We start from the raw sequence: 20594 nt of genomic DNA on the forward strand, positions 1-20594 counted from the left end.
TCAACATCACACCACTATAATGAAATGAGGATAAAAAATTCAAAAAGCGGGGTGCCTTCATTGGACGAATCAATAATAGGAAGACTTGGCAGGGTGATGACAGGAAAAACCAGTCGTTGGGTTGTCATTGCCGCATGGATAATTGCAGCAATCTCATTAACCTTCACATTGCCTGCCGTTAATGATCGAACAGCAAATAATGCCTCAGACTTGCCTGAAGACTCGCCTTCTGTCGTGGCTGATGAACTTATTAAAGAAGAGTTTCCAAATTCCTCTGGAATACCTGCCCTGCTTACATGGCATCGCGAAGGTGGACTGACAGAGGCCGACTTGGCTGAAATCCAGTTTCTTTCCAAGGAACTGACAGATAATCCATTAACACAGCAATCTTTCTTACCGCCGCTTCATGAAATTCCGTTGCCTGCTCTTAAAGGATCGGTTTCAGAAGATGGAACGACTTTCGTGCAGCCGCTTTTCTTTAAAGAAAAGACCGAGACTGAAATTCTCGGAAAAAATCTTGAAAGCATTAATGAAGCAGTAACGGAGCGCATTGGAACGGACCCATTCAAGGTCCCGACCGATTCAGATGAATTATCCCTTCGAGTGACAGGCCCTGTAGGGATATCAGTCGATGCAACGGGTTTATTTTCAGGTGCTGATTTCAAATTGCTTTTAGCGACAGTAATACTTGTACTTGTCGTATTATTACTCATTTACCGCTCTCCTCTTTTAGCCATAATTCCTTTAATCGGAGTAGGCTTCGCCTATATTGTCACAAGCCCGATCCTTGGCTTCATGGCAGATCATGGTTGGATTACAGTCGATTCACAGGCCATTTCAATCATGACCGTATTATTATTCGGTGCCGGAACGGACTATTGCCTATTTTTAATTTCTCACTACAGAAGTGAATTAAGGAATCATGAAAGCAAACGGGAAGCCATGATCGCTGCATTTAAAGATTCATCAGGCGCCATTGCGATGAGCGGCCTAACGATCGTCATCTCCCTGCTAACATTGCTTGTAGCCAAATACGGAGCCTACCACCGTTTCGCTGTACCATTCAGCTTGTCGATTTTAATCATGATGCTGGCAGCTTTAACACTTGTACCTGCATTGCTTTCTGTATTCGGAAGGGCTTCCTTCTTCCCAATCGTCCCGCGTACACCTGAAATGGCAGAAGCACGGGCCAAGAAAAAGGGAAAAGCCGTCAAAAAGCTTAAAGAAGGCCGCATTGGTAACTGGATTGGCCATATCGTCACTACCAAGCCATGGACCGTCATTCTTACATGCCTGATCATCTTCAGTGTTTTAGCTGGATATTCTTCACAAATAAAATATTCATATGATATTCTCTCTTCCTTCCCTGAAGATATGAACTCCCGTGAAGGCTATTCTGTCATTTCCGACTCGTATTCACCAGGCGAACTGGCACCGGCGACAGTGGTTGTCGATACGGATGGTGAAGATATTGATTTAGCACCGGTATTAAAAGGGATGGATATTGTGGAAACTGTTGCCGATCCAGTCTCAAGTAAATCGAATAAAGATCTGCAATCCTATGAGGTGACATTCAACATCAACCCATATGATATCGAGGCCATAGATTCCATTCCGGAAATCCGCACAATGGCGGAGAAAGAATTGAAAGCCGCCAATATATCTTCCGTAGATGAAAAGGTTTGGGTTGGCGGGCAGACTGCGACTCAATTCGATAAAAGGGATACCGTCAAATCCGATGAATTCTTGATCATCCCGATCATCATCGTCCTGATTTCCCTGCTCCTGCTAGCCTACTTGCGATCTGTGACAGCCATGGTGTATTTAATGGGGACAGTCATTCTCTCATTCTTTGCAGCTATGGGGTTAGGTTGGATTATCCTGCACTATTTCTTGGGTGTCGATGCGATAGAGGGGACAATTCCACTTTATTCTTTCGTATTCCTGGTCGCACTTGGAGAAGATTATAATATTTTCATGGTTTCAAGCATTTGGCGTAAGAAAGAAACGATGCCAATCAAGCAGGCCATCAGAAAGGGCGTTGCTGAAACTAGCGGTGTCATCACCTCCGCCGGAATAATCCTGGCAGCCACTTTTTCCGTTCTAGCCACACTTCCGATTCAAGTATTGGTCCAATTCGGGCTCATTACCGCCCTTGGTGTGTTAATGGACACATTCATTGTGCGCCCGTTCCTTGTTCCTGCAATCACCTCCCTCCTTGGCCGCCGTGCTTTTTGGCCGGGTAAAGTGACCAATCAAGAAGAGAAAGAACAGGCCAATTAATAAAGATGTCCGCTTTACCCTTCTTCATTAAAAACCCTGTGCCCCATAAATGCACAGGGTTTGAGTTTGTAGACAAAAGGGTTCTTACCTGAAATTTCAAAACAAAGTCGATTGTAACGGAAGATGCGAGACTCCTGCGGGAAAAGCGCGTCGAGGGGAGACCCCGCAGGCGCAAGGCGCCGAGGAGGCTTCCGGACCGCCCGCGGAAAGCGAGTGCCTGGAGTGGAAATCATCATTCGAGTTTGTCTACAGTCTGAAAACCCTGTGCCCCATAAATGCACAGGGTTTTTCATGTTTTCAAAATTAAGGAAAACTTTCAGTTGACACTATTGCTTTCAGCTCTTATAATTACATTAAGTTAAGATATCTCAAATTAAAGATATATAAATTCAAGATTAATAATCAGGAGGAATAAATATGACAAATACAAAATGGATAGTCGACCCGACTCACAGCGCTATTGAATTTTCCGTAAAACATATGATGATCGCCAAAGTAAAAGGAAGTTTTAATAAGTTCGAGGCAAGCATTCTAGCAAACCCATCGGATCTAACGACTGCAGAGATTGATTTTACCGTTGATGTGGCCAGTATCGACACACGCAATGCAGACAGGGACAATCACTTACGTTCCGCTGACTTCTTTGATGTAGAAAAAAACCCTACATTAACATTCAAATCAACGAAAATCGTGAAAACGGATGAAGATGAATACGATGTAACTGGAAATGTGACTCTTAATGGAGTTACACAAGAAGAAACTTTCAGCATCACCTTCGAAGGCCAAGGGAAAGATCCATGGGGAAATGAAAAAGCAGGCTTCAGCGGAAAAGGGAAAGTCAAACGCAGTGGTTATGGTCTAACCTATAACGCGGCATTAGAAACAGGCGGCGTACTGATCGGCGATCAAATCACGCTTACCATCGAAATCGAAGCAGCTAAAGAAGCTTAAAGAAATAAAGAAGCAGCCATCCCTAGGATGACTGCTTCTTTTTGCATTTACCGGAATTACGAATTCCTCGTTTTATATAGTAAATAAATGAAGTATGGTGCCCCGATGCTCGCTGTGAAGACACCAGCCGGTATTTCCAAAGGTGAGAATAAAGTCCGTCCAATCAAATCCGCCACCATAACCAGGATGCCGCCAAGCAAAGCCGAAGTCGGCAGTAACACTCCAAAACTAGAACCAACCAGCCTTCTGGCCATGTGCGGTGCCATTAATCCCACAAACCCTATTCCCCCAGCAAAAGCTGTGGAACCGCCAATCAAGGCCGTACTGATCATCAATAATGTAAACCGCTGTTTTTGGACATGCCCCCCAAGCCCCGTTGCCAGGTCATCGCCTAGCTCCTGTAAATTAATATTCCTGGCATACAGGAAGGCAATTAACAGGAATAGAATCGTCCATGGTGCCAGTACAGCGATATTATTCCAAGTGGAGGTGGACACTGACCCGGTGATCCAAAGGTTTGCCTGGCTCGCTTGATAGACTGGACCAAGAATCATCATCATCGTGGTGAGCGCCTTCATTAAAGCCATCACCCCAATCCCGATCAACACAAGCCTGATCGGGGGAACCCCATTTTTCCAGGCTAATGAATAAACGAGTAAGGCCACGACTGTCGCTCCAATGAATGCAGCTACCGGCAGCCAATTGATGCTCACCGTTAATGAATGGTTCTTATCGCTAAAAATGGCCAAGAATCCAACGACCGCTACAGTCGCTCCTCCCGTAATCCCCAAGATATCAGGCGAAGCAAGTGGGTTTCTAATCATCCCTTGAAGGATACCCCCAGCTACAGCAAGGCCCATCCCTACCAACAGGGCAACAATTATTCTAGGCAGGCGGAAAGATTGGATAATAAGCCGGTCGCTCTCCGTCCCCCCTCCGATAAAAACCTGGAGAACGCTTAGCGGATTTATATTCATTTCACCCACTCCAGTACTGATCACAAACACTAGTGAAGTGACTAAAAATAATATGAAAATCACGATCATGGCTTTTTTATCCATCAAGAATGATATTTTTTCATTAAACAAACGAAAGCTCTTATATGACTTCATCGACCGCTGAACCCCTTTCTAGCTATATAAATAAAGAATGGGGTCCCGATTATGGCTGTCATGACTCCAACCGGAACTTCGCGAGGCATCAGGATATACCTGGATATGACATCGGCTGCAATCAAAAGCACCGCCCCGAAAAGTCCAGAGAAGGGAATCAACCAGCGATGATCGATGCCAACTATAGAACGGGTAAGATGCGGAACGACGATTCCTATAAAGCCAATCGGACCCGCAACCGCTACTGATCCTCCAGAGAGCAGGATGATTGCCAGCCCCAGGACCAGTTTAAGGAATACTATATTCAGTCCAAGACCCTTTGCAACATCTTCACCCATGGATAACACATTCATTTTACCGGACATGATCAAGGCAAGGACCCAGCCTGCGGCAAGATAAGGCAGGACGGCAACTAAATTGTCCAGGCTTCTACCGGAAACGGATCCGGCAAGCCAGAATAGGACTTGCTCTAAAAGAGCCTCATTAGAAACAAGAAGACCTTGTGTAAGTGAGGCTACCATCGCCGTCATGGCTGCACCTGCCAATGTCAGCTTCATCGGTGTCAAGCCGCCGCGTCCCATGCTTCCAATCATAAATATGCTTATCGCGGCTATGGCGGCCCCTAGGAATGACAGCCATGTGAATACTTGAAGATTGCTTATCCCAAAAACGGTGACACCAGTGACCACCGCCAATCCCGCCCCGGCGTTGACTCCGAATATATCCGGGGAGGCGAGGGGGTTTTTAGTTAGCGTTTGCATCAAAACCCCGGAGATGGCTAAACTTGCACCGATGGCCGAAGCGATCAGGGCACGCGGAAGTCTGACTGATTGAATGACAATGTGCTCATTCGTCCCATTGAAATCGGTAAAAGCATCGATGGCCATTTTCCATGTTGTATCCGTATAACCGTATACAATGCTTGAGCACAGTAAAAACAGCAGCAAAAGAATGGTAATGAACAGCCCCATCCATTTCTGCCATGAATTTTTTAATAACATATCCAGTTACCTTTCCAATCACGTTTGTATATCAGTATTTAATTCAATTGTACTGGCGTTAACAGGATTATGTCAACGAATTTGAGAATCATTTTCAATTATATATTGACAGAAAAGTATATTCATTTTATGATGATGCTGTTAAGTGCGAATGATTATCATTTGCTGACAAATTGGGAGGGATACATAGATGTTTAGATTTAAGTCTTTATTAACGCTTTTTACAATATTTGCAGTCTTCCTTCTAGCAGCTTGCGGGAATTCGGATGAAAAGGCCGATGGAAATAAAGCTGAAGACAAGAAAGAGGAGAAAAGCTACACAATTAAGCATGCCATGGGCACTGCCGAGTTGAAAAAAACGCCTAAAAGAGTCGTCGTTTTAACAAATGAAGGTACTGAAGCATTGATCGCTTTAGGAATTAAACCTGTTGGTGCCGTTCAATCATGGCTTGGTGACCCTTGGTACGACCATATTAAAGATGATATGGATGGGGTCGAAGTTGTTGGTGTTGAACATGAAGTTAACTTAGAGAAAATCGCATCACTGAAGCCTGACTTGATTATCGGAAGCAAGATACGCCAAGAAGCTGTTTATGATAAATTAAATGCAATCGCCCCTACCGTTTTCTCGGAAACGCTAAGAGGAGATTGGAAAGAGAACTTCAAACTTTATGCAAAAGCCTTGAACCTTGAAGAAAAAGGTAACGATGTAATTGCGGAATTCGATAAAAATACTGAAGATCTTAAAGCTAAATTGGGTGATAAAGTAAATCAAGAAGTTTCCATTGTTCGTTTCATGGCTGGAACTACTCGTATTTATTACACAGATTCATTCTCTGGAGTGATTTTCGATCAATTAGGATTTAAACGTGCAGAACAACAGAAGGAACTTTTCACTGCAGATAATAAATTAGGCAACCTTGCCATTGAGGTTGGAAAAGAAGTCATCCCTAAAATGGATGGAGATATTCTCTTCTACTTCACCTACGCTCCTGAAGGCGACAAACAAGCCCTAAGCACAGCAAAAGAATGGACGAATGATCCACTTTGGAAAAACCTTGATGCAGTCAAAAACGGAAATGCCCATGAGGTCAGCGACGCAACATGGAATACAGCTGGCGGAGTAATTGCAGCTAATAAAATGCTGGAAGATATAGAAAAAATCATGCTTGAAAAGTAATAACACGTTTCCATTGAAAAAGGCCTTTCTCGATATAATTCGAGAAAGGCCTTTTATTTTATATCATTAACCCACTTGTCCGCTTTCCTTCAATTGATCGTCAACGAACAAGAGGCCCAGTTCGTAATGCTCCCCGTCAAATAGAGCTCTTTGCACAAAACGAATCTGTTCATTATTATCGATGACCTCGAGCTTGCAATGTGCCCGGTTTATTTGTAGCGCCCTGTATAGCTCTTCTTCTTCCCTGACGACGACCCCATTTATTTTCGAAATGACCTCGCCTTTTTGCAACCCCATTTTATCTGCCGGAGATTGAGGGATAACGCCTAAGATCTGGACACCCAGCTTACTTTTCGAAAAATAAAAAGGAAGCTTTTGATCCATTGCCTTTTGGGAATGATGCAGGAATTCACGGCAAAGGATTGCCAAAACAATCGTTATGATTGCCAATGGAGGGTACCAGTAACCAGCTGCAGCCAATACCGTAATCACAATTCCCAATGCCCCTACCTTTTTGCCTTGCGCCTTAATTGCCAGTTCCGGGAGCGTCCCATGAACTTTTTGCTCAAAGCCGATTAAAATGGGCAGTACGATCGGCGACAGGGACATGTCCCCGATTGTAAAAACCGGATACCATTCGAAAGGCGCTGGAAGTTGTCCTCCAGGAATCATAACGAACATGGGAATTAGCCAGACCCGCTGTGAAACATACACACCTATCGGCTGCCCCCTTTTGGATACCTCCAAGTGAGGAGAGACCTTTTTACTTCCATTAGCAACAATCAAAAACCCTTCAGCAATCAGTAATAACCCCATTAAAATAACAAGTGTCGGATATACGGACCGATCTAGCTGATTAAGGGAATCCTGAAAAAACGTCAGCTCGATATCTCTATCATATAGAAAGAACAGGATAAAGAAAGTGAGCCCCATTGTATAAACGGGGGAAACTAACCTCTTTTTCATGGATAGCATCGCCAAAACCGTAACCACTGCCATGATGGACATTGCCGCCAAAGGAATGGCGAGTCCGGTGGCCAGCGTGAGGAAGGAAAGGATCAATCCCCCTATCAATCCTAGAGGCAGCATGGAACGCAGCTCCATGGAAAAACTGTAGATCTTCGTATTAAAATCATGGCGTTCCCGTTTAACGCGAAGATAGCCGATGAATAAGCAATAGGCAATCGAAACATAAAGCAAAGGGTGAAGGAAAAGTTTTCCTAATCCCATTAAGCATGCAATCAGCCAATCCGTTGTCAATTTCTATCCACCATCCTCAAAAGTAATCAAAATTTTGTCAAACTTCGTTCTGGTCAGTTACCTCCTATTCTATCAAAAATGTAGCCTCCATGCCTATTAAGATGCAGAAAAATTAGGTTTATCTCAAGTTGGCAGGCAAGGAACGATTAAATGCAAAAGAGGCACCGCTCCAAGGGGAACGATGCCATCAAGTTACTTCACTAAATAATTCAAAGCCGTGCGTAACTGGATATCATTATCTTCATCCTGGATCTTTTCCAGAATGGCGGATTCCAGATGCGCTGCGGTTTTAGCATCCAGCTTACCGGTCACTTCCAGGCCGAATTGTTTTTGGAATGCCTTTACTGCGATTTCTGTACTCCAATCATAATATCCATCCTCACGACCCGGTTCAAATCCGAGTCCTTTCAGAATGCTTTGGGCATACAGGATTTGTTCATCATTCATATCCCGCTCCAACACCTTCTCAATCGCCAGCTGATGGGCATTAAAATACTCCGGTTGTTTGACTTTGATCGTCGGTTCGATCCCTTTTTTATGGATCCAGTTCCCTGAAGGAGTCAGCCACTTATATAACGTAAGTTTAATCTTACTGCCATCACCCATTGGTACAGCTTGCTGTACTGTGCCTTTACCGAAAGTCTTCTCGCCAACCAATGGATAGCCTCCCGCCTCTTGCATGGCGCCAGCCAGGATTTCCGAGGCAGATGCGCTCCCTTTATCCGTCAAGACGGCAATGGGATAACTTTTCGCTTTCTTAAGGCTTGTGAAAAACGATTGTGTTTCCCCCGTTCTTTCGGCAATTTGCAAATAGGGCTTGTCTTTTGTGATGAACTCGCCAAGAATCGTTTCCACACTGGAAAGAAGGCCGCCTGGATTGCCGCGTACATCTATGACCAAGCCCTTGATTCCCGTCTTTTCCAGCTTCTTAATCTGCTTTTTGAAATCACTTGCAGTATTTTCCGAGAATGTGGTCAACTCGATATAACCGATTTGTTCTCCGCCGACTTCCTTAATTGATGAAAATACGGTATCCAATGGAATTTCGGCGCGCACCATATTGAATTCAAGTGGATTATCAATCCCTGCCCGCTTTATTTCAATTTTGACGGGTGACCCTTTTTCACCACGGATTTTCAGGCGTGTTTCATACAGATCCAGCCCTTCAACACTTTCACCATTCACCTTGAGGATTTGATCTTTCGGCTTTAATCCAGCTTTTTCTGCAGGCGAGTCTTTGTAAGGAGAAACAATGATGACCTTACCATCTTCCATTCCGATTTCAGTCCCGATCCCTTCAAAAGAGGAGTCCAGGGTTTCATTGAATTGCTTAGCGGTCTCCTTGTCCATATATACGGAATAAGGATCTTTCAGCGCTGACAGCATGCCTTGGATGGCACCCTCAACCAGGTTGGAGCCATCCACCTGCTCTACATACTGACTTACGATTAAGCCGTAAGCTTGTTCCACTTTTGCCCATTCCTTATCCTTCGATATTTCTTGGCTTTCATCCTTTGCTTCATTCTTGGCCGGAAGGCTTGTCCAATATATGCCCCCCACTGCTCCAATGGCTAGTGACATGATGATTGCTAGAGGAAGTACCCATTTTTTGACCATATTTATCCCCATTTCTGACCTGATATGTATTTCACTATATGAGGGGAATGAAAAGAATATGCTTATAGAAAATGGTGACACTACATAAAAAAACAGACAAGGAATTTATCCTTGTCTGTTTTTCAATTGATATATTGGGTATTAGATATTTACATAGTTTAATGGATTAACAGCATTTGACTTGCTATAATTCCATGGGCCTTTATGTAGCTCAAAGTGTAAATGCTGACCGAAGGAATGGCCTGTGTTACCCATGATGCCTACTTGTTGACCTTTGGCAACTACAGCACCTTCGCCTACTTGTCTAGAACTTAAGTGTGCATACACAGTAGTCCATTGCTGACCGCTGATCGAGTGGGTAACGAAGACGACATTACCGTATGTACTTGAGAAGTAAGAACGGCTTACGACCCCGTCGGCTGCCGCTACAACCGGAACCGTTCCACTAGCAGCTATATCGATGCCGGCATGCTGTTTATTCCAGCGTTCACCCATTGTTGAAGATACATACCCTGCACTAGGTCTAGTGAAAGTACCCGATGAAACGGCTGGCGCTTGACTTACATTAGACGAAGCGGGTGAAGATGATGATGAACTGTTGCTTTTTGCACTATATCCTGAAGAAGTGGATTGTTTTTTTGTTTCGGTTGCCTGTGATGCTTGTGATGCTGCTTGTGCAGCCGCTTGTGCAGCTTCTTGCTCTGCACGTTTTTTCGCTTCGGCTGCCGCTTTTTTACGAGCTGCTTCCAATTCGGCAAGACGTTGATGTTCCAAGCTGATGGCTGATTTGATGGCTTTTTCTTGAGCAGCAAGATTCGCTTTTTCTTCCTCTAGACCCATCTTCTCATGTTCATGCTTTTCAGTTTGTTGCTTTAATTTTTTAACCAATGCATCCTTTTCTTGCTTCTGCTGTTTTTGTTGCTTTTGAATTTCCAATAGTTCAGCTTTTGCCACTTCTAAACTGGCAAGCTTCGTTTCAACGGCTTTTTGCTTTTCTTCGAGATCCTTTTTATCCAGCTCATGCTGCTTTAAAATATCGCGGTCGGCTTCAGCGATTGTCGCTACAGCTCCGACACGGTCAACTAAATCCCCAAAACTGGATGATCCGAATAATACTTCAAGGTAGTTCACGTCCCCGCCAGTCTCCTGGAAAGAAAGTGCCCTTTCCTTCAATACTTCATTACGTTTCGCGATCCGCTCTTTTAATACTTTTATCTCTTCTTTCAATGCCTCGATTTCTTTTTTCGTTTGTGTAATTTCAGCATTTTTAGCATCGATTTTTTTTGCGGACTCTGCGATTTTCGCTTCAATGGCAGCTATTTGGTCTTCTGCTGTCATTTGCTTATCCTGCAGGCTATCGATTTTCTTTTCCGTGTCGGAAATATTCGATTCAACACCTGAACGTTTTTCCTGGATGGATTCTTTCTGTTTCTCTAAATCCGATATAGACTCAGCATAAACCGAAGGTGCCGCCAGAATGCTTCCCAACCCGATCATGATGGAGGCATTCATGGCAATGATATTTTTTTTCACGTTTCATTTCCCCTTTCAACCCGTTACATCCTTGCCTTGTAACGTCTCTCTATTTATGTCTGGCTACTTTTGGCTTTCGAGTAAAGATACAATTTAAACTTTCAAGAACTTCCTGACTGACATCAAGCTGCCCCATATTCCGATAACCGCACCAATTACGATGAGGATGGCCGATACTTGATAAATAAACGGATTTGCAGGCAGGAAATCTATGAATTTGAACGTAATCTGCGGTGCTGCATATTTATAAAGATTATAGTAGAGTACTGCAATCAGTCCTATCGGAATGATGGAACCGAGGACTCCCAACCAAAGTCCTTCCAAGAAGAATGGCCAACGGATGAATGTATTCGTCGCTCCTACCAATCTCATGATCTCAATTTCTTTTCTTCTGGCTACAATGGTAATTTTAATCGTATTCGAAATCAGGAACATTGCAGTAAATAGTAAGCCTACAATAAGAACGATCCCTATGTTTCTAGCAATATTAACAAAGCTGAATAGCTTCTCGACGTAGCCTTGTCCATATTTAACACTTTGGATATATTCCATACCTTCGATTTTCTTTGCCACCTTGATGACATCTTGCGGAGATTTCGTTTTGATAACATAAACGTCCCTTAATGGGTTATCCTGTTCAAATGGTTTAAAAGCATCACCATTATCTCCTAAATCATCTATTAAATTAGTAAGCTCTTCATCTTTTGGAGAGAAAATCACTGATTCGATACCGTTTATCTCCGTAATTTGCTTACCGATAGCTTTTATATCGTCATCATTCGCCGCATTATCAATATGTGCACGAACTTCGACATCTTTCTCCACATTTCCCGCGATATGATTTAAATTCATCATGAGCACTAAAAAGACGCCAACCAAAGTTAGAGTGACCGTTACTGCACTGACAGAAGCAAACGTCATCCATCCATTACGGCCAATATTTTTAAAACTTTCACGGAAGTGACGGAGCAATGTTCTAAATTTCATATCCGTAATCACCTCGATGTTCATCGCGAACTATTTTTCCACTTTCAATGGCAATGACACGTCGTTTAATATTGTTGACGATGTCCCTATTATGTGTGGCCATGACCAGTGTAGTTCCGCGTTTATTAATTTCTTCGAATATGTTCATGATTTCCCATGATGTTTCGGGATCAAGGTTACCTGTAGGCTCGTCGGCTATGACTACCTTGGGATCATTGACGATCGAACGGGCTATTGCAACCCTTTGCTGTTCCCCACCAGATAACTCGGAAGGAAGCATTCTCGCTTTATGTTTAATGCCAACCAGATCAAGAACTTCCATGACTCTCTTTTTGATTTCTTCTGGTTCCTTTTCAATAACTTCCATGGCAAAAGCAACATTTTCATATGCAGTGAATGTTTGAAGGAGTTTAAAATCTTGGAATACCATACCGATATTACGGCGGAATAGAGGAACTTTCGAATTGCGGATACTTGGCAGGCTTACACCATTGACCAAAATATTACCGCTTGTAGGCTTTTCTTCCCTATACATCATTTTGATGAAGGTCGATTTTCCGGCACCGCTCGGACCCACTACATAAACGAATTCGCCAGGCTTTATTTTCACATTGATACCATTAATGGCAATTACGCCATTTGGGTATGTCTTTTTCACATCTATCATTTCTATCATTCTAAAACCACCTAATTTGCTTGGATTATCACTATGTATCTACAGCTTTTCGACAATTTTCACTGAAATCTGACAGGAATCTCCCTTACTTGAGCACAGAAACATTATAACATCATATTTTGTCAAATTAAGCATAAAAAATATTACAGTTTCATTTCAGTTAGACATATATCAACATCTATGTAATAATTCCAGGATTTGATTGCTTGATAAGTGGTTGATCGTGAGTTGTTTCGAGGGTTTAATGGAGGCTAAATGAAACGTCCCGCTAAGCAGAACGTTTCATTAATCATTATTTATGTTCAGCAAGCCATTCAGCGACCATGCTCGCTTCCTTGCCCTTGATTATACCTTTTGGCATTCCGCCGCTTTGACCATTCGCAATGACTTTTTCAATGTCTTCTTTTGATAGCTTGGAACCTACCTTCGTCAAGTTCGGTCCCACGCCGCCTTCAAGATTCACTGCATGGCAGCTTGAACATTTGTTTTCATAAATTTTTGCGGCATCACCGGCACCTGCCGTAGTCGTTTCGTTATTTTCACTTGCAGGCTCTTTATCTGCAGCATCATCGTTCCCACCGCATGCAGCCAAGGCCAAAGAAGTACCCAGAACTAAGGCTAACCACTTCATTTTCATTGAACTTACCCCCTCTGATTTATACCAGCACAAGAACATTATACCAATTTCAATCCAGTTTAAAACCCTCCCCAAGTACCTCCGAAGCGTCCATTACAATTACAAACGCTTTAGGGTCAACGAGTTTCACCAATTGTTTCAATTTGGTGAATTCCGACTGGTCTATTACGCACATCAAAATTGGACGAGTATCATCCGTATAGCCGCCATACCCGGATATGCCTGTTACACCCCGGTCCAGCTCATGTATGATAGCATCCCTTACTTCCATTTCTTTATTCGTGATGATCAGTGACATCTTCGAATGGTTCAATCCAATCTGGACAAGGTCGATCGTCTTGCTTGTCACATATAGTCCAATCAATGCATAAAGGCCTTTTTCAATATCAAAAACGATGGCAGCACTTAAAACGATGATTCCATCAATGACAGCCACACAGGTCCCCAATGACAGATGGGAATATTTATGGAAAATCTGTGCCGCCAAATCGGTCCCCCCAGTGGAACCCTTGCCCCGAAAGACGATCCCCAGCCCAAGCCCGACCATCATCCCCCCGCAAATCGAACCAAGCAATGCATCATTCGTCCATGCCTCCCAATCCTTTGTCAGAAATACCACTAAAGGCAGGAACAAGGTTCCAATCAGGCTTTTGGCTCCGAAATGCCTTCCGAGGATAATAAGCCCCGCAATGAACAAAGGGATATTAAAACCCCAAAGAACATAAGCCGGTTCCCAACCGAGAGTTGACCTGAGAATCGTGCTAATCCCGCTGACCCCTCCGGATGCGACCTGGTTAGGCAGTAAAAACACATTAAAACCAATGGCAATTATGGACGAACCGACAATCACCAATCCATACTCCGTTAACTTTTGAATGAAAGGATGCCTCTGCTCCCTGTATCTTCTCTTCATTTTGCATAAGTCTCCTCGAACCATCATTATTATCTAGTATTGGCCGAACGAGGTAGAGCATCCCTTTTCAATCCTGTAAATGTCAGCCAGAAGATTCATTAAAAAGGGAAATCATAAAAAAAGCCGGACCGGGGAAACCGGTCCGACTGGCTGATCTTATAATTTGGAACGCAAGTACGCATCAATGAACATATCGATATCCCCATCCATGACAGCTCCCAAGTTTCCGGTCTCCGCACTAGTACGGTGATCTTTAACCATGGAATACGGATGGAAAACATAAGAACGAATTTGGCTTCCCCAGCCAATTTCCTTTTGCTCCCCGCGGATTTCATCCAATTCCGCTTGTTGCTGTTCAATTTCACGTTGATACAATTTGGCTCTCAGCATATTCATGGCCTGGGCCTTGTTTTTGATTTGAGATCTCTCGTTTTGGCACGTTACCACGGTGTTCGTAGGTAAATGGGTGATCCGGACCGCCGAGTCCGTTGTATTGATATGCTGACCACCTGCACCACTTGCCCGGTACGTATCGATTTTCAAATCTTCCGTGCGTACTTCTATATTGATCGTCTCATCGAATTCCGGCATGACTTCACATGAAACGAATGAAGTGTGGCGTCGTCCTGAGGAATCGAAAGGAGAAATACGGACAAGACGGTGTACCCCTTTTTCCGCTTTCAAATAACCATAGGCGTTATGGCCTTTGAAAATTAAAGTGACACTCTTGATCCCAGCTTCATCACCTGGAAGGTAATCAAGGGTTTCCACTTTAAAGCCTCTTTTTTCACCCCATCTTGTATACATGCGCAACAGCATGGAACCCCAATCCTGGGACTCCGTACCGCCTGCACCAGGATGCAGTTCAAGAATGGCATTTTTCGAGTCATATTCTTCACTTAATAAAAGTTGAAGTTCAAAGTCATTCATCTTTTGTGCAAGAACCGTGATTTCTTCTTCCAGCTCAGCTAAAAGTTCTTGATCATTCTCCTCTTTCACTAATTCATATGTCAAATCCAGATTTTCATATGATTCATTCAGGTCGGACAATTGATTGACTTGTTCTTTCAAAGCATTCGTTTCATTGATGACAGTTTGTGCTTTTTGCTGATCATTCCAAAAATCGGGATGTGTCATCTCATTTTCTAGCTGTGCGATTCGTGCCTCTTTTTCATCTAAGTCAAAGAGACCCCCTAAAGTCCGTTAATCGCTGCGCTGTCCGTTCAAGTTCATTTCTTATTTCTGCTAATTCCATTTCTCTTCACCTCATTAAGTATGTTAAAAAAAATCCCTGAAGAGGGATTCCCTTCATTACAATAAACCTCTTCATTATATGCAAACTAAACATGAAAAGAGGCGGCTAGCCTTGGACTTAACCGTCTCATCTTCATTATACACCTAACTTTAGCCTAAATTGCCATGGCAATTCTTATATTTTTTACCGCTGCCGCATGGGCATAACGCATTTCTTCCAACGTCTTCCTTTTTACGGGCAGGGGCTTTTTTCACTTTTCCCCCGTCTTCTTCCTTCGGATTGACCGCTTGTCCTTTTATGACTTCCTTACGTTCCAAATTGTTGCGGATTTCAGCCTTCATGATGTATTTCGCGACTTCATCTTCCATTGAAGCAATCATCGCTTCAAACATCGCAAAACCTTCGGATTGATATTCACGAAGCGGATCGATTTGGCCATAAGCACGAAGGTGGATCCCTTGGCGCAGCTGCTCCATTGCATCAATATGGTCCATCCACTTACTATCGACTGCACGAAGAACGATTACTTTTTCGAATTCACGCATTTGTTCTTCAGATAGCTCTTCTTCTTTTTGGTCATAGCCTTCTTTCACTTTTGCTAAAATGAACTCAACCAATTCCGATTCGTTTTTCCCTTCCAAATCAGCCACAGTGATTGAACCTTCATTGAATAGGTTACCATTCAGGTAGTCGACAAGGCCTTGTAAATTCCAGCCTTCCTCATCGCCCATTGGAGCAAACGCGACAACATTTCGCTGGATGGATGCCGTGATCATCGTTTCGACGATTTCACGTAAGTTTTCACTTTCCATGACATCAAAACGCTGTTTATAGATAATTTCCCGTTGTTGACGGAGAACATCATCATACTGCAGTAATTGCTTACGTGAATCGAAGTTATTGCCTTCGACCCGTTTCTGTGCGGATTCAACGGCCCTTGTCACCATTTTACTTTGAATTGGCTGGGAATCATCCATACCTAGGCGTGCCATCATGTTTTTCATGTTATCCGAACCGAAGCGGCGCATCAATTCATCTTCCATTGATAAATAGAATTGAGTGACCCCTGGATCACCCTGACGGCCGGACCGGCCACGCAGCTGGTTATCTATACGCCTGCTTTCATGACGTTCCGTGCCGATGACAGCAAGGCCCCCAAGCTCCTTGACACCTTCACCAAGCTTGATATCCGTACCGCGACCTGCCATGTTAGTAGCGATCGTAACTGAGCCTTGATTACCCGCATTCGCAATGATTTCCGCTTCACGCTCATGGTTCTTGGCATTCAAAACATCGTGAGGGATGCCTTTTTTGGATAAATAGGCAGATATGACCTCAGATGTTTCGATGGCAACCGTACCGACAAGCACAGGCTGACCCTTTGTATAACGTTCGGCGATGTCTTCCACAACAGCCTTGAATTTCCCATCAGTTGTCGCATATATAAGATCTGCCCTGTCATCCCTGATGATATTCCTGTTTGTCGGGATCGCAATGACATTCATATTATAAATATTGCGGAATTCCTCTTCTTCCGTTTTGGCTGTACCGGTCATACCTGAAAGTTTTTCATACATCCTGAAATAGTTCTGGAATGTAATCGTCGCAAGAGTCATGCTTTCATTTTGAATTTCAAGTCCTTCTTTCGCTTCGATTGCCTGGTGGAGACCTTCACTGTAACGGCGGCCTTTCATCAAACGGCCGGTGAATTGGTCAACGATGACTATCTCGCCTTCCTGGACGACATAATCCACATCCAAATGCATGGAAACATGAGCCTTTAACGCCTGATTGATATGATGATTCAAAGTAACGTGACTAATATCGAATAAATTATCGATATTAAACGCTTTTTCAGCTCGATTCATCCCATCTTCCGTCAGCTGAACACCTTTTGTCTTTTCATCATATGTGTAGTCCGTATCTTTCTTTAAGGTTCTTACAAACGCATTGGCCTGGATATAAAGCTGAGCCGATTTCTGTGCCGAACCGGAAATGATCAATGGCGTTCTCGCCTCATCAATCAAAATCGAATCGACCTCATCGATGACAGCGAAGTGCAGCGGACGCTGTACCATTTGTTCTTTATATAACACCATATTGTCACGAAGATAATCAAAACCTAACTCATTATTCGTACTGTACGTAATGTCAGCATTATACGCTGCCTGCTTTTCTTCTTTAGAATGACTGTTCAAATTCAACCCGACGGTCAAACCGAGGAAATCATACAATACACCCATTTCGGTGGCATCACGGTGTGCCAAGTATTCATTGACGGTAACGACATGTACACCTTTACCGGTAAGTGCGTTTAAATAAACCGGCATCGTGGATGTTAAGGTTTTACCTTCCCCTGTTTTCATCTCGGAGATATTTCCATCATGAAGGGATGCCCCACCCATGATTTGAACACGGTAAGGATATAAGCCCAGAGCACGCTTTGCCCCTTCACGCGCAACCGCAAAAGCCTCGACAAGCAAATCATCAACGGTTTCCCCATTTTGATAACGCTCTTTAAACTCTTCCGTTTTGGCACGCAACTGTTCATCCGAAAACGCAGCAGTCTCATCAGCCAGCGCTTCGACCTGATCGGCGATTTTTTCTAAACGTTTGATTTCTCGCTTATTCGGATCAAAAACTTTATTTAATATATTAAGCATTCAATAACGCTCCTCTATTATGGTAATGATCGTTCAATGATAAAATTCATATAAGTAAGAAGAAACACACCTTCTATTATTACTAATGCACGCTTAATTTTACCACTTCTATCATAGAGGTACAACTTCATGTCACTTCGCTGGTATAGACCTGAATGCAATTCTTGCGAAAAACAATGGATTAATGAGGAGTAAAACTGTTAAAATAGGAGAAAGTATAAAAAATATGTTGCAAACTCCCCACTATTCCATATGCAAATGTGAATTATCCATAACCTTCCATCACTAGATGCTGTGTCCTCTCTAGAGATAGCATGTCAAGGTAATCCAACCTTACAGGCGTCATGTTTTGAATGATAAGGTGGGCTGCCGAAACTTATTAGCGGAAAATAAATAGAACATGTTTCGAGGTGGTATTGATGATTGGTGAACGTGTAAAAAAACTGCGAGAAGAAAAGAAAATGTCGATGACTGAACTTGCCGATAAAGCAGGTGTTGCAAAGTCTTATTTAAGTTCGCTCGAGCGGAACTTACAAACGAATCCTTCTATTCAATTTCTTGAAAAAATCTCCTCCGTACTTAACATCCCTGTTGATGCCCTGCTTTACGATGCACCAAATAAGGAAACCTTGGACAATGACTGGATGAGAATCGTTGAGGAAGCCATGAATTCGGGTGTCTCAAAACAACAATTCAGGGAATTCATCGAATTTAATAAATGGAGAAAAGATAAAGAAGAGTAGAGTGGTAGTGCACTAGTTTACCTACATAATCCTGAAGAATACAGTGAATAAGCTAGACTCACAAGAATCCCAAGGAAGAATAAACCCTATAAACAGCTATGAATCGAACCACTGTTTATAGGGATGTTCTCGAATTTGTTCGGAACCTATTTTCCATCGTTCTCCTCAAAAATTGCCTCAGGGCTTTCCCGTTTCAAAAAAGCAATGATTTCCTCTTTTTTGAAACCCAAGCTTCTTGCTTCAGAAATCAATTTCACCCATTCTTGATCCAGTTCCACATTAGCCACCTCTTCTACCTCCTAAAATACTCTTGTATTTCAGGCAGACCAGCCATCATAGTCAAAAGGACCTTAGACCTGTGCCTTTGCGCCCTCATTTTTCAAGGAGTTTGCCTTTGCCGTGGTATTTATTACCAAATACATTACCTATAATCATATTATAACGGATACGCACTCCATATATTGCTATTTTATGTCGGTAATCCACATAAATGCAAAAACTTTCATCCGACAAAATATTACAATATTAAGAAAATTTGAAGTTCAGGTGATTTTTCATAGACTAATTCAATTTCGTTTTGCTCTTCTTAAAATTTCTTTGGGGTGTATTGATTCTTTCGATTGTAAGTGCATCGTGGGCTTTTTGCGAAGTTAAATCCTCACCGCAGGTCGGGCAAAGCCACTTTCCATATTCCGCACTGCTAAAAGAAGCCCTATGGCATGTATGGCAATTCTTTCGATACAAATAATCCAACCCCCTCTGCACCTTGATCAAATTGTTTTCTACAAATAACTTATTGTTCCTTTTAAAGAACTGGCGATTCGAATATAGTGCAAAAGATAAGGGGATTTGAATAGGTAAAATTGTTAACCATTTATCTCAATGAAGAACAAATTTTGTTCTTTTAAGTGATCTTTGTGTTTTTTTTAGAGAACCAAAAGAAACAATCATTTTTACGTTCTAACGGATTCTATCAACATGCAAAAAAGCACAACCCAGAGGCTGGGCTGTGCTTTTGATCTTAGAATAATAATTAACTAGGTTCAATCAATCCATAGCGTCCATCTTTTCGGCGGTACACTACGTTTGTTGTATTAGTATCCGCATTCGTGTAAACAAAGAAACTGTGACCAAGCATATTCATTTGTAAAATCGCTTCTTCACTGTCCATTGGCTTTAAATCAAAGCGTTTATTGCGGACCACTTCAATATCATTATCGTCTTCGAATTCATCCACCACTTCGTCAGCTTCCGTATTGAAGGCGAATGCATCGGGTGTAGTCGATAGATTGTTTCGGAACTTGCGATTGACCTTCGTTTTATGTTTACGAATTTGGCGTTCAAGCTTATCATTGATCAAATCAATGGCAGCATACATATCCGCATTTTCCTCTTCAGCGCGAAGAACCAAATTCTGCATGGGAATCGTCACTTCGACCTTTGATGTATTATTGTTCACTTTTAAATTGACTAACACATTTGCATCTGGTGTATTGTTAAAATATCGTTCTAACTTGCCAATTTTCTTTTCGACGTATTCTCGAATTGCTGGAGTTACCTCAATGTTTTCACCGCGTACGTTGTAATTCATAAAGTGAGTCCTCCTTAAATTAAGACTATACAGTTAGATTCTACAATACCCCTCCGGTTCCTTTTAGAAACACATCATGAAATATGTCGAAATAATGAAACAACTGTCGGAAGGTTTGGAAAGGGTTGATGTCTGCCCTAGCTTCATTATATCAAATGCTATGCTAGAAAGAAAAAATTAAGCCTATTTTAT

18 protein-coding genes and 1 riboswitch are annotated in these 20594 nt (G+C 42.7%); of the genes, 4 read left to right on the top strand and 14 right to left on the bottom strand.

From position 1 onward, the window contains the following. Positions 1–60 precede the first annotated feature (60 nt). Both ACJ9PY_RS25380 and ACJ9PY_RS25385 read left to right on the top strand, forming a co-directional pair. Positions 61–2283, top strand: coding sequence for an MMPL family transporter (locus ACJ9PY_RS25380; protein ID WP_411739242.1), 2223 nt, complete (start codon positions 61–63; stop codon positions 2281–2283). A 417-nt stretch (positions 2284–2700) separates the two neighbouring features. Further along, a complete protein-coding gene (locus ACJ9PY_RS25385) occupies positions 2701–3234 on the top strand; it encodes a YceI family protein (RefSeq protein WP_411739243.1) in 534 nt (177 codons plus the stop codon). Positions 3235–3290: 56 nt separating this feature from the next. Here the strand turns inward: ACJ9PY_RS25385 and ACJ9PY_RS25390 are convergent, their stop codons facing one another. After that, positions 3291–4346: a FecCD family ABC transporter permease gene (locus tag ACJ9PY_RS25390; protein ID WP_057278123.1), complete on the bottom strand. Its 1056-nt coding sequence runs from the start codon at positions 4344–4346 to the stop codon at positions 3291–3293. Then, a complete protein-coding gene (locus ACJ9PY_RS25395; protein ID WP_057278124.1) occupies positions 4343–5347 on the bottom strand; it encodes a FecCD family ABC transporter permease in 1005 nt (334 codons plus the stop codon). Before ACJ9PY_RS25395 ends, ACJ9PY_RS25390 begins: the two co-directional genes overlap by 4 nt. A 190-nt stretch (positions 5348–5537) precedes the next feature. Between ACJ9PY_RS25395 and ACJ9PY_RS25400 the strand changes: the two genes are divergently transcribed. Then, on the top strand, positions 5538–6527 hold the full coding sequence (locus tag ACJ9PY_RS25400; RefSeq protein ID WP_411739244.1) for an ABC transporter substrate-binding protein: 990 nt from the start codon (positions 5538–5540) through the stop codon (positions 6525–6527). 66 nt (positions 6528–6593) lie between these two features. On the opposite strand, the gene ACJ9PY_RS25405 is transcribed toward ACJ9PY_RS25400, so the two are convergent. The 9 genes from ACJ9PY_RS25405 to secA all read right to left on the bottom strand — a co-directional run bounded on the left by ACJ9PY_RS25405 (position 6594) and on the right by secA (position 18068). Next, on the bottom strand, positions 6594–7787 hold the full coding sequence (locus tag ACJ9PY_RS25405) for a PDZ domain-containing protein (RefSeq protein ID WP_411739245.1): 1194 nt from the start codon (positions 7785–7787) through the stop codon (positions 6594–6596). Positions 7788–7979: 192 nt separating this feature from the next. Continuing rightward, positions 7980–9404, bottom strand: coding sequence for a S41 family peptidase (locus tag ACJ9PY_RS25410; RefSeq protein WP_063574695.1), 1425 nt, complete (start codon positions 9402–9404; stop codon positions 7980–7982). 141 nt (positions 9405–9545) lie between these two features. Further along, a complete protein-coding gene (locus ACJ9PY_RS25415; protein WP_057278128.1) occupies positions 9546–10937 on the bottom strand; it encodes a murein hydrolase activator EnvC family protein in 1392 nt (463 codons plus the stop codon). Between the two features lie 93 nt (positions 10938–11030). Next, positions 11031–11924 carry a permease-like cell division protein FtsX gene (gene ftsX / locus ACJ9PY_RS25420; protein WP_063574694.1) on the bottom strand — a complete coding sequence of 298 codons (894 nt, stop codon included), beginning with the start codon at positions 11922–11924 and terminating at the stop codon, positions 11031–11033. Next, positions 11914–12600 carry a cell division ATP-binding protein FtsE gene (gene ftsE, locus ACJ9PY_RS25425; protein ID WP_034309898.1) on the bottom strand — a complete coding sequence of 229 codons (687 nt, stop codon included), beginning with the start codon at positions 12598–12600 and terminating at the stop codon, positions 11914–11916. Before ftsE ends, ftsX begins: the two co-directional genes overlap by 11 nt. 292 nt (positions 12601–12892) lie before the next feature. Continuing rightward, complete coding sequence (cccB, locus tag ACJ9PY_RS25430) at positions 12893–13237, bottom strand: cytochrome c551 (RefSeq protein WP_057278129.1); 345 nt, start codon at positions 13235–13237, stop codon at positions 12893–12895. A gap of 49 nt (positions 13238–13286) precedes the next feature. Further along, entirely contained in the window at positions 13287–14150 is an 864-nt protein-coding gene (locus tag ACJ9PY_RS25435; protein ID WP_411739246.1) for a YitT family protein, read from the bottom strand. A 156-nt stretch (positions 14151–14306) separates the two neighbouring features. Continuing rightward, positions 14307–15405 (bottom strand): peptide chain release factor 2 gene (prfB, locus tag ACJ9PY_RS25440; RefSeq protein WP_411739247.1). Its coding sequence is split into 2 segments (ribosomal slippage): positions 14307–15341 and positions 15343–15405, totalling 1098 coding nucleotides; the frame shifts between segments, so codons are not numbered across the junction. Between the two features lie 149 nt (positions 15406–15554). After that, positions 15555–18068 carry a preprotein translocase subunit SecA gene (gene secA / locus ACJ9PY_RS25445; protein ID WP_369315133.1) on the bottom strand — a complete coding sequence of 838 codons (2514 nt, stop codon included), beginning with the start codon at positions 18066–18068 and terminating at the stop codon, positions 15555–15557. Between the two features lie 419 nt (positions 18069–18487). Between secA and ACJ9PY_RS25450 the strand changes: the two genes are divergently transcribed. Further along, positions 18488–18811: a helix-turn-helix domain-containing protein gene (locus ACJ9PY_RS25450; RefSeq protein ID WP_057278132.1), complete on the top strand. Its 324-nt coding sequence runs from the start codon at positions 18488–18490 to the stop codon at positions 18809–18811. A gap of 146 nt (positions 18812–18957) precedes the next feature. Here the strand turns inward: ACJ9PY_RS25450 and sinI are convergent, their stop codons facing one another. From sinI to hpf, 3 genes are all read right to left on the bottom strand, one after another. Further along, a complete protein-coding gene (sinI, locus tag ACJ9PY_RS25455; protein WP_082854487.1) occupies positions 18958–19098 on the bottom strand; it encodes a DNA-binding anti-repressor SinI in 141 nt (46 codons plus the stop codon). A gap of 30 nt (positions 19099–19128) precedes the next feature. Beyond that, positions 19129–19214: riboswitch (cyclic di-GMP riboswitch) on the bottom strand. Between the two features lie 158 nt (positions 19215–19372). Next, positions 19373–19555 (bottom strand): hypothetical protein, encoded by a 183-nt coding sequence (locus tag ACJ9PY_RS25460; protein ID WP_152607932.1) that lies wholly within the window; start codon positions 19553–19555, stop codon positions 19373–19375. Between the two features lie 289 nt (positions 19556–19844). Next, on the bottom strand, positions 19845–20402 hold the full coding sequence (gene hpf / locus ACJ9PY_RS25465) for a ribosome hibernation-promoting factor, HPF/YfiA family (RefSeq protein WP_048684017.1): 558 nt from the start codon (positions 20400–20402) through the stop codon (positions 19845–19847). Between the last annotated feature and the right edge of the window lie 192 nt (positions 20403–20594).

Origin of the sequence: Peribacillus sp. S4, assembly GCF_046715815.1 — a bacterium.
Lineage (GTDB): Bacteria > Bacillota > Bacilli > Bacillales > DSM-1321 > Peribacillus > Peribacillus frigoritolerans.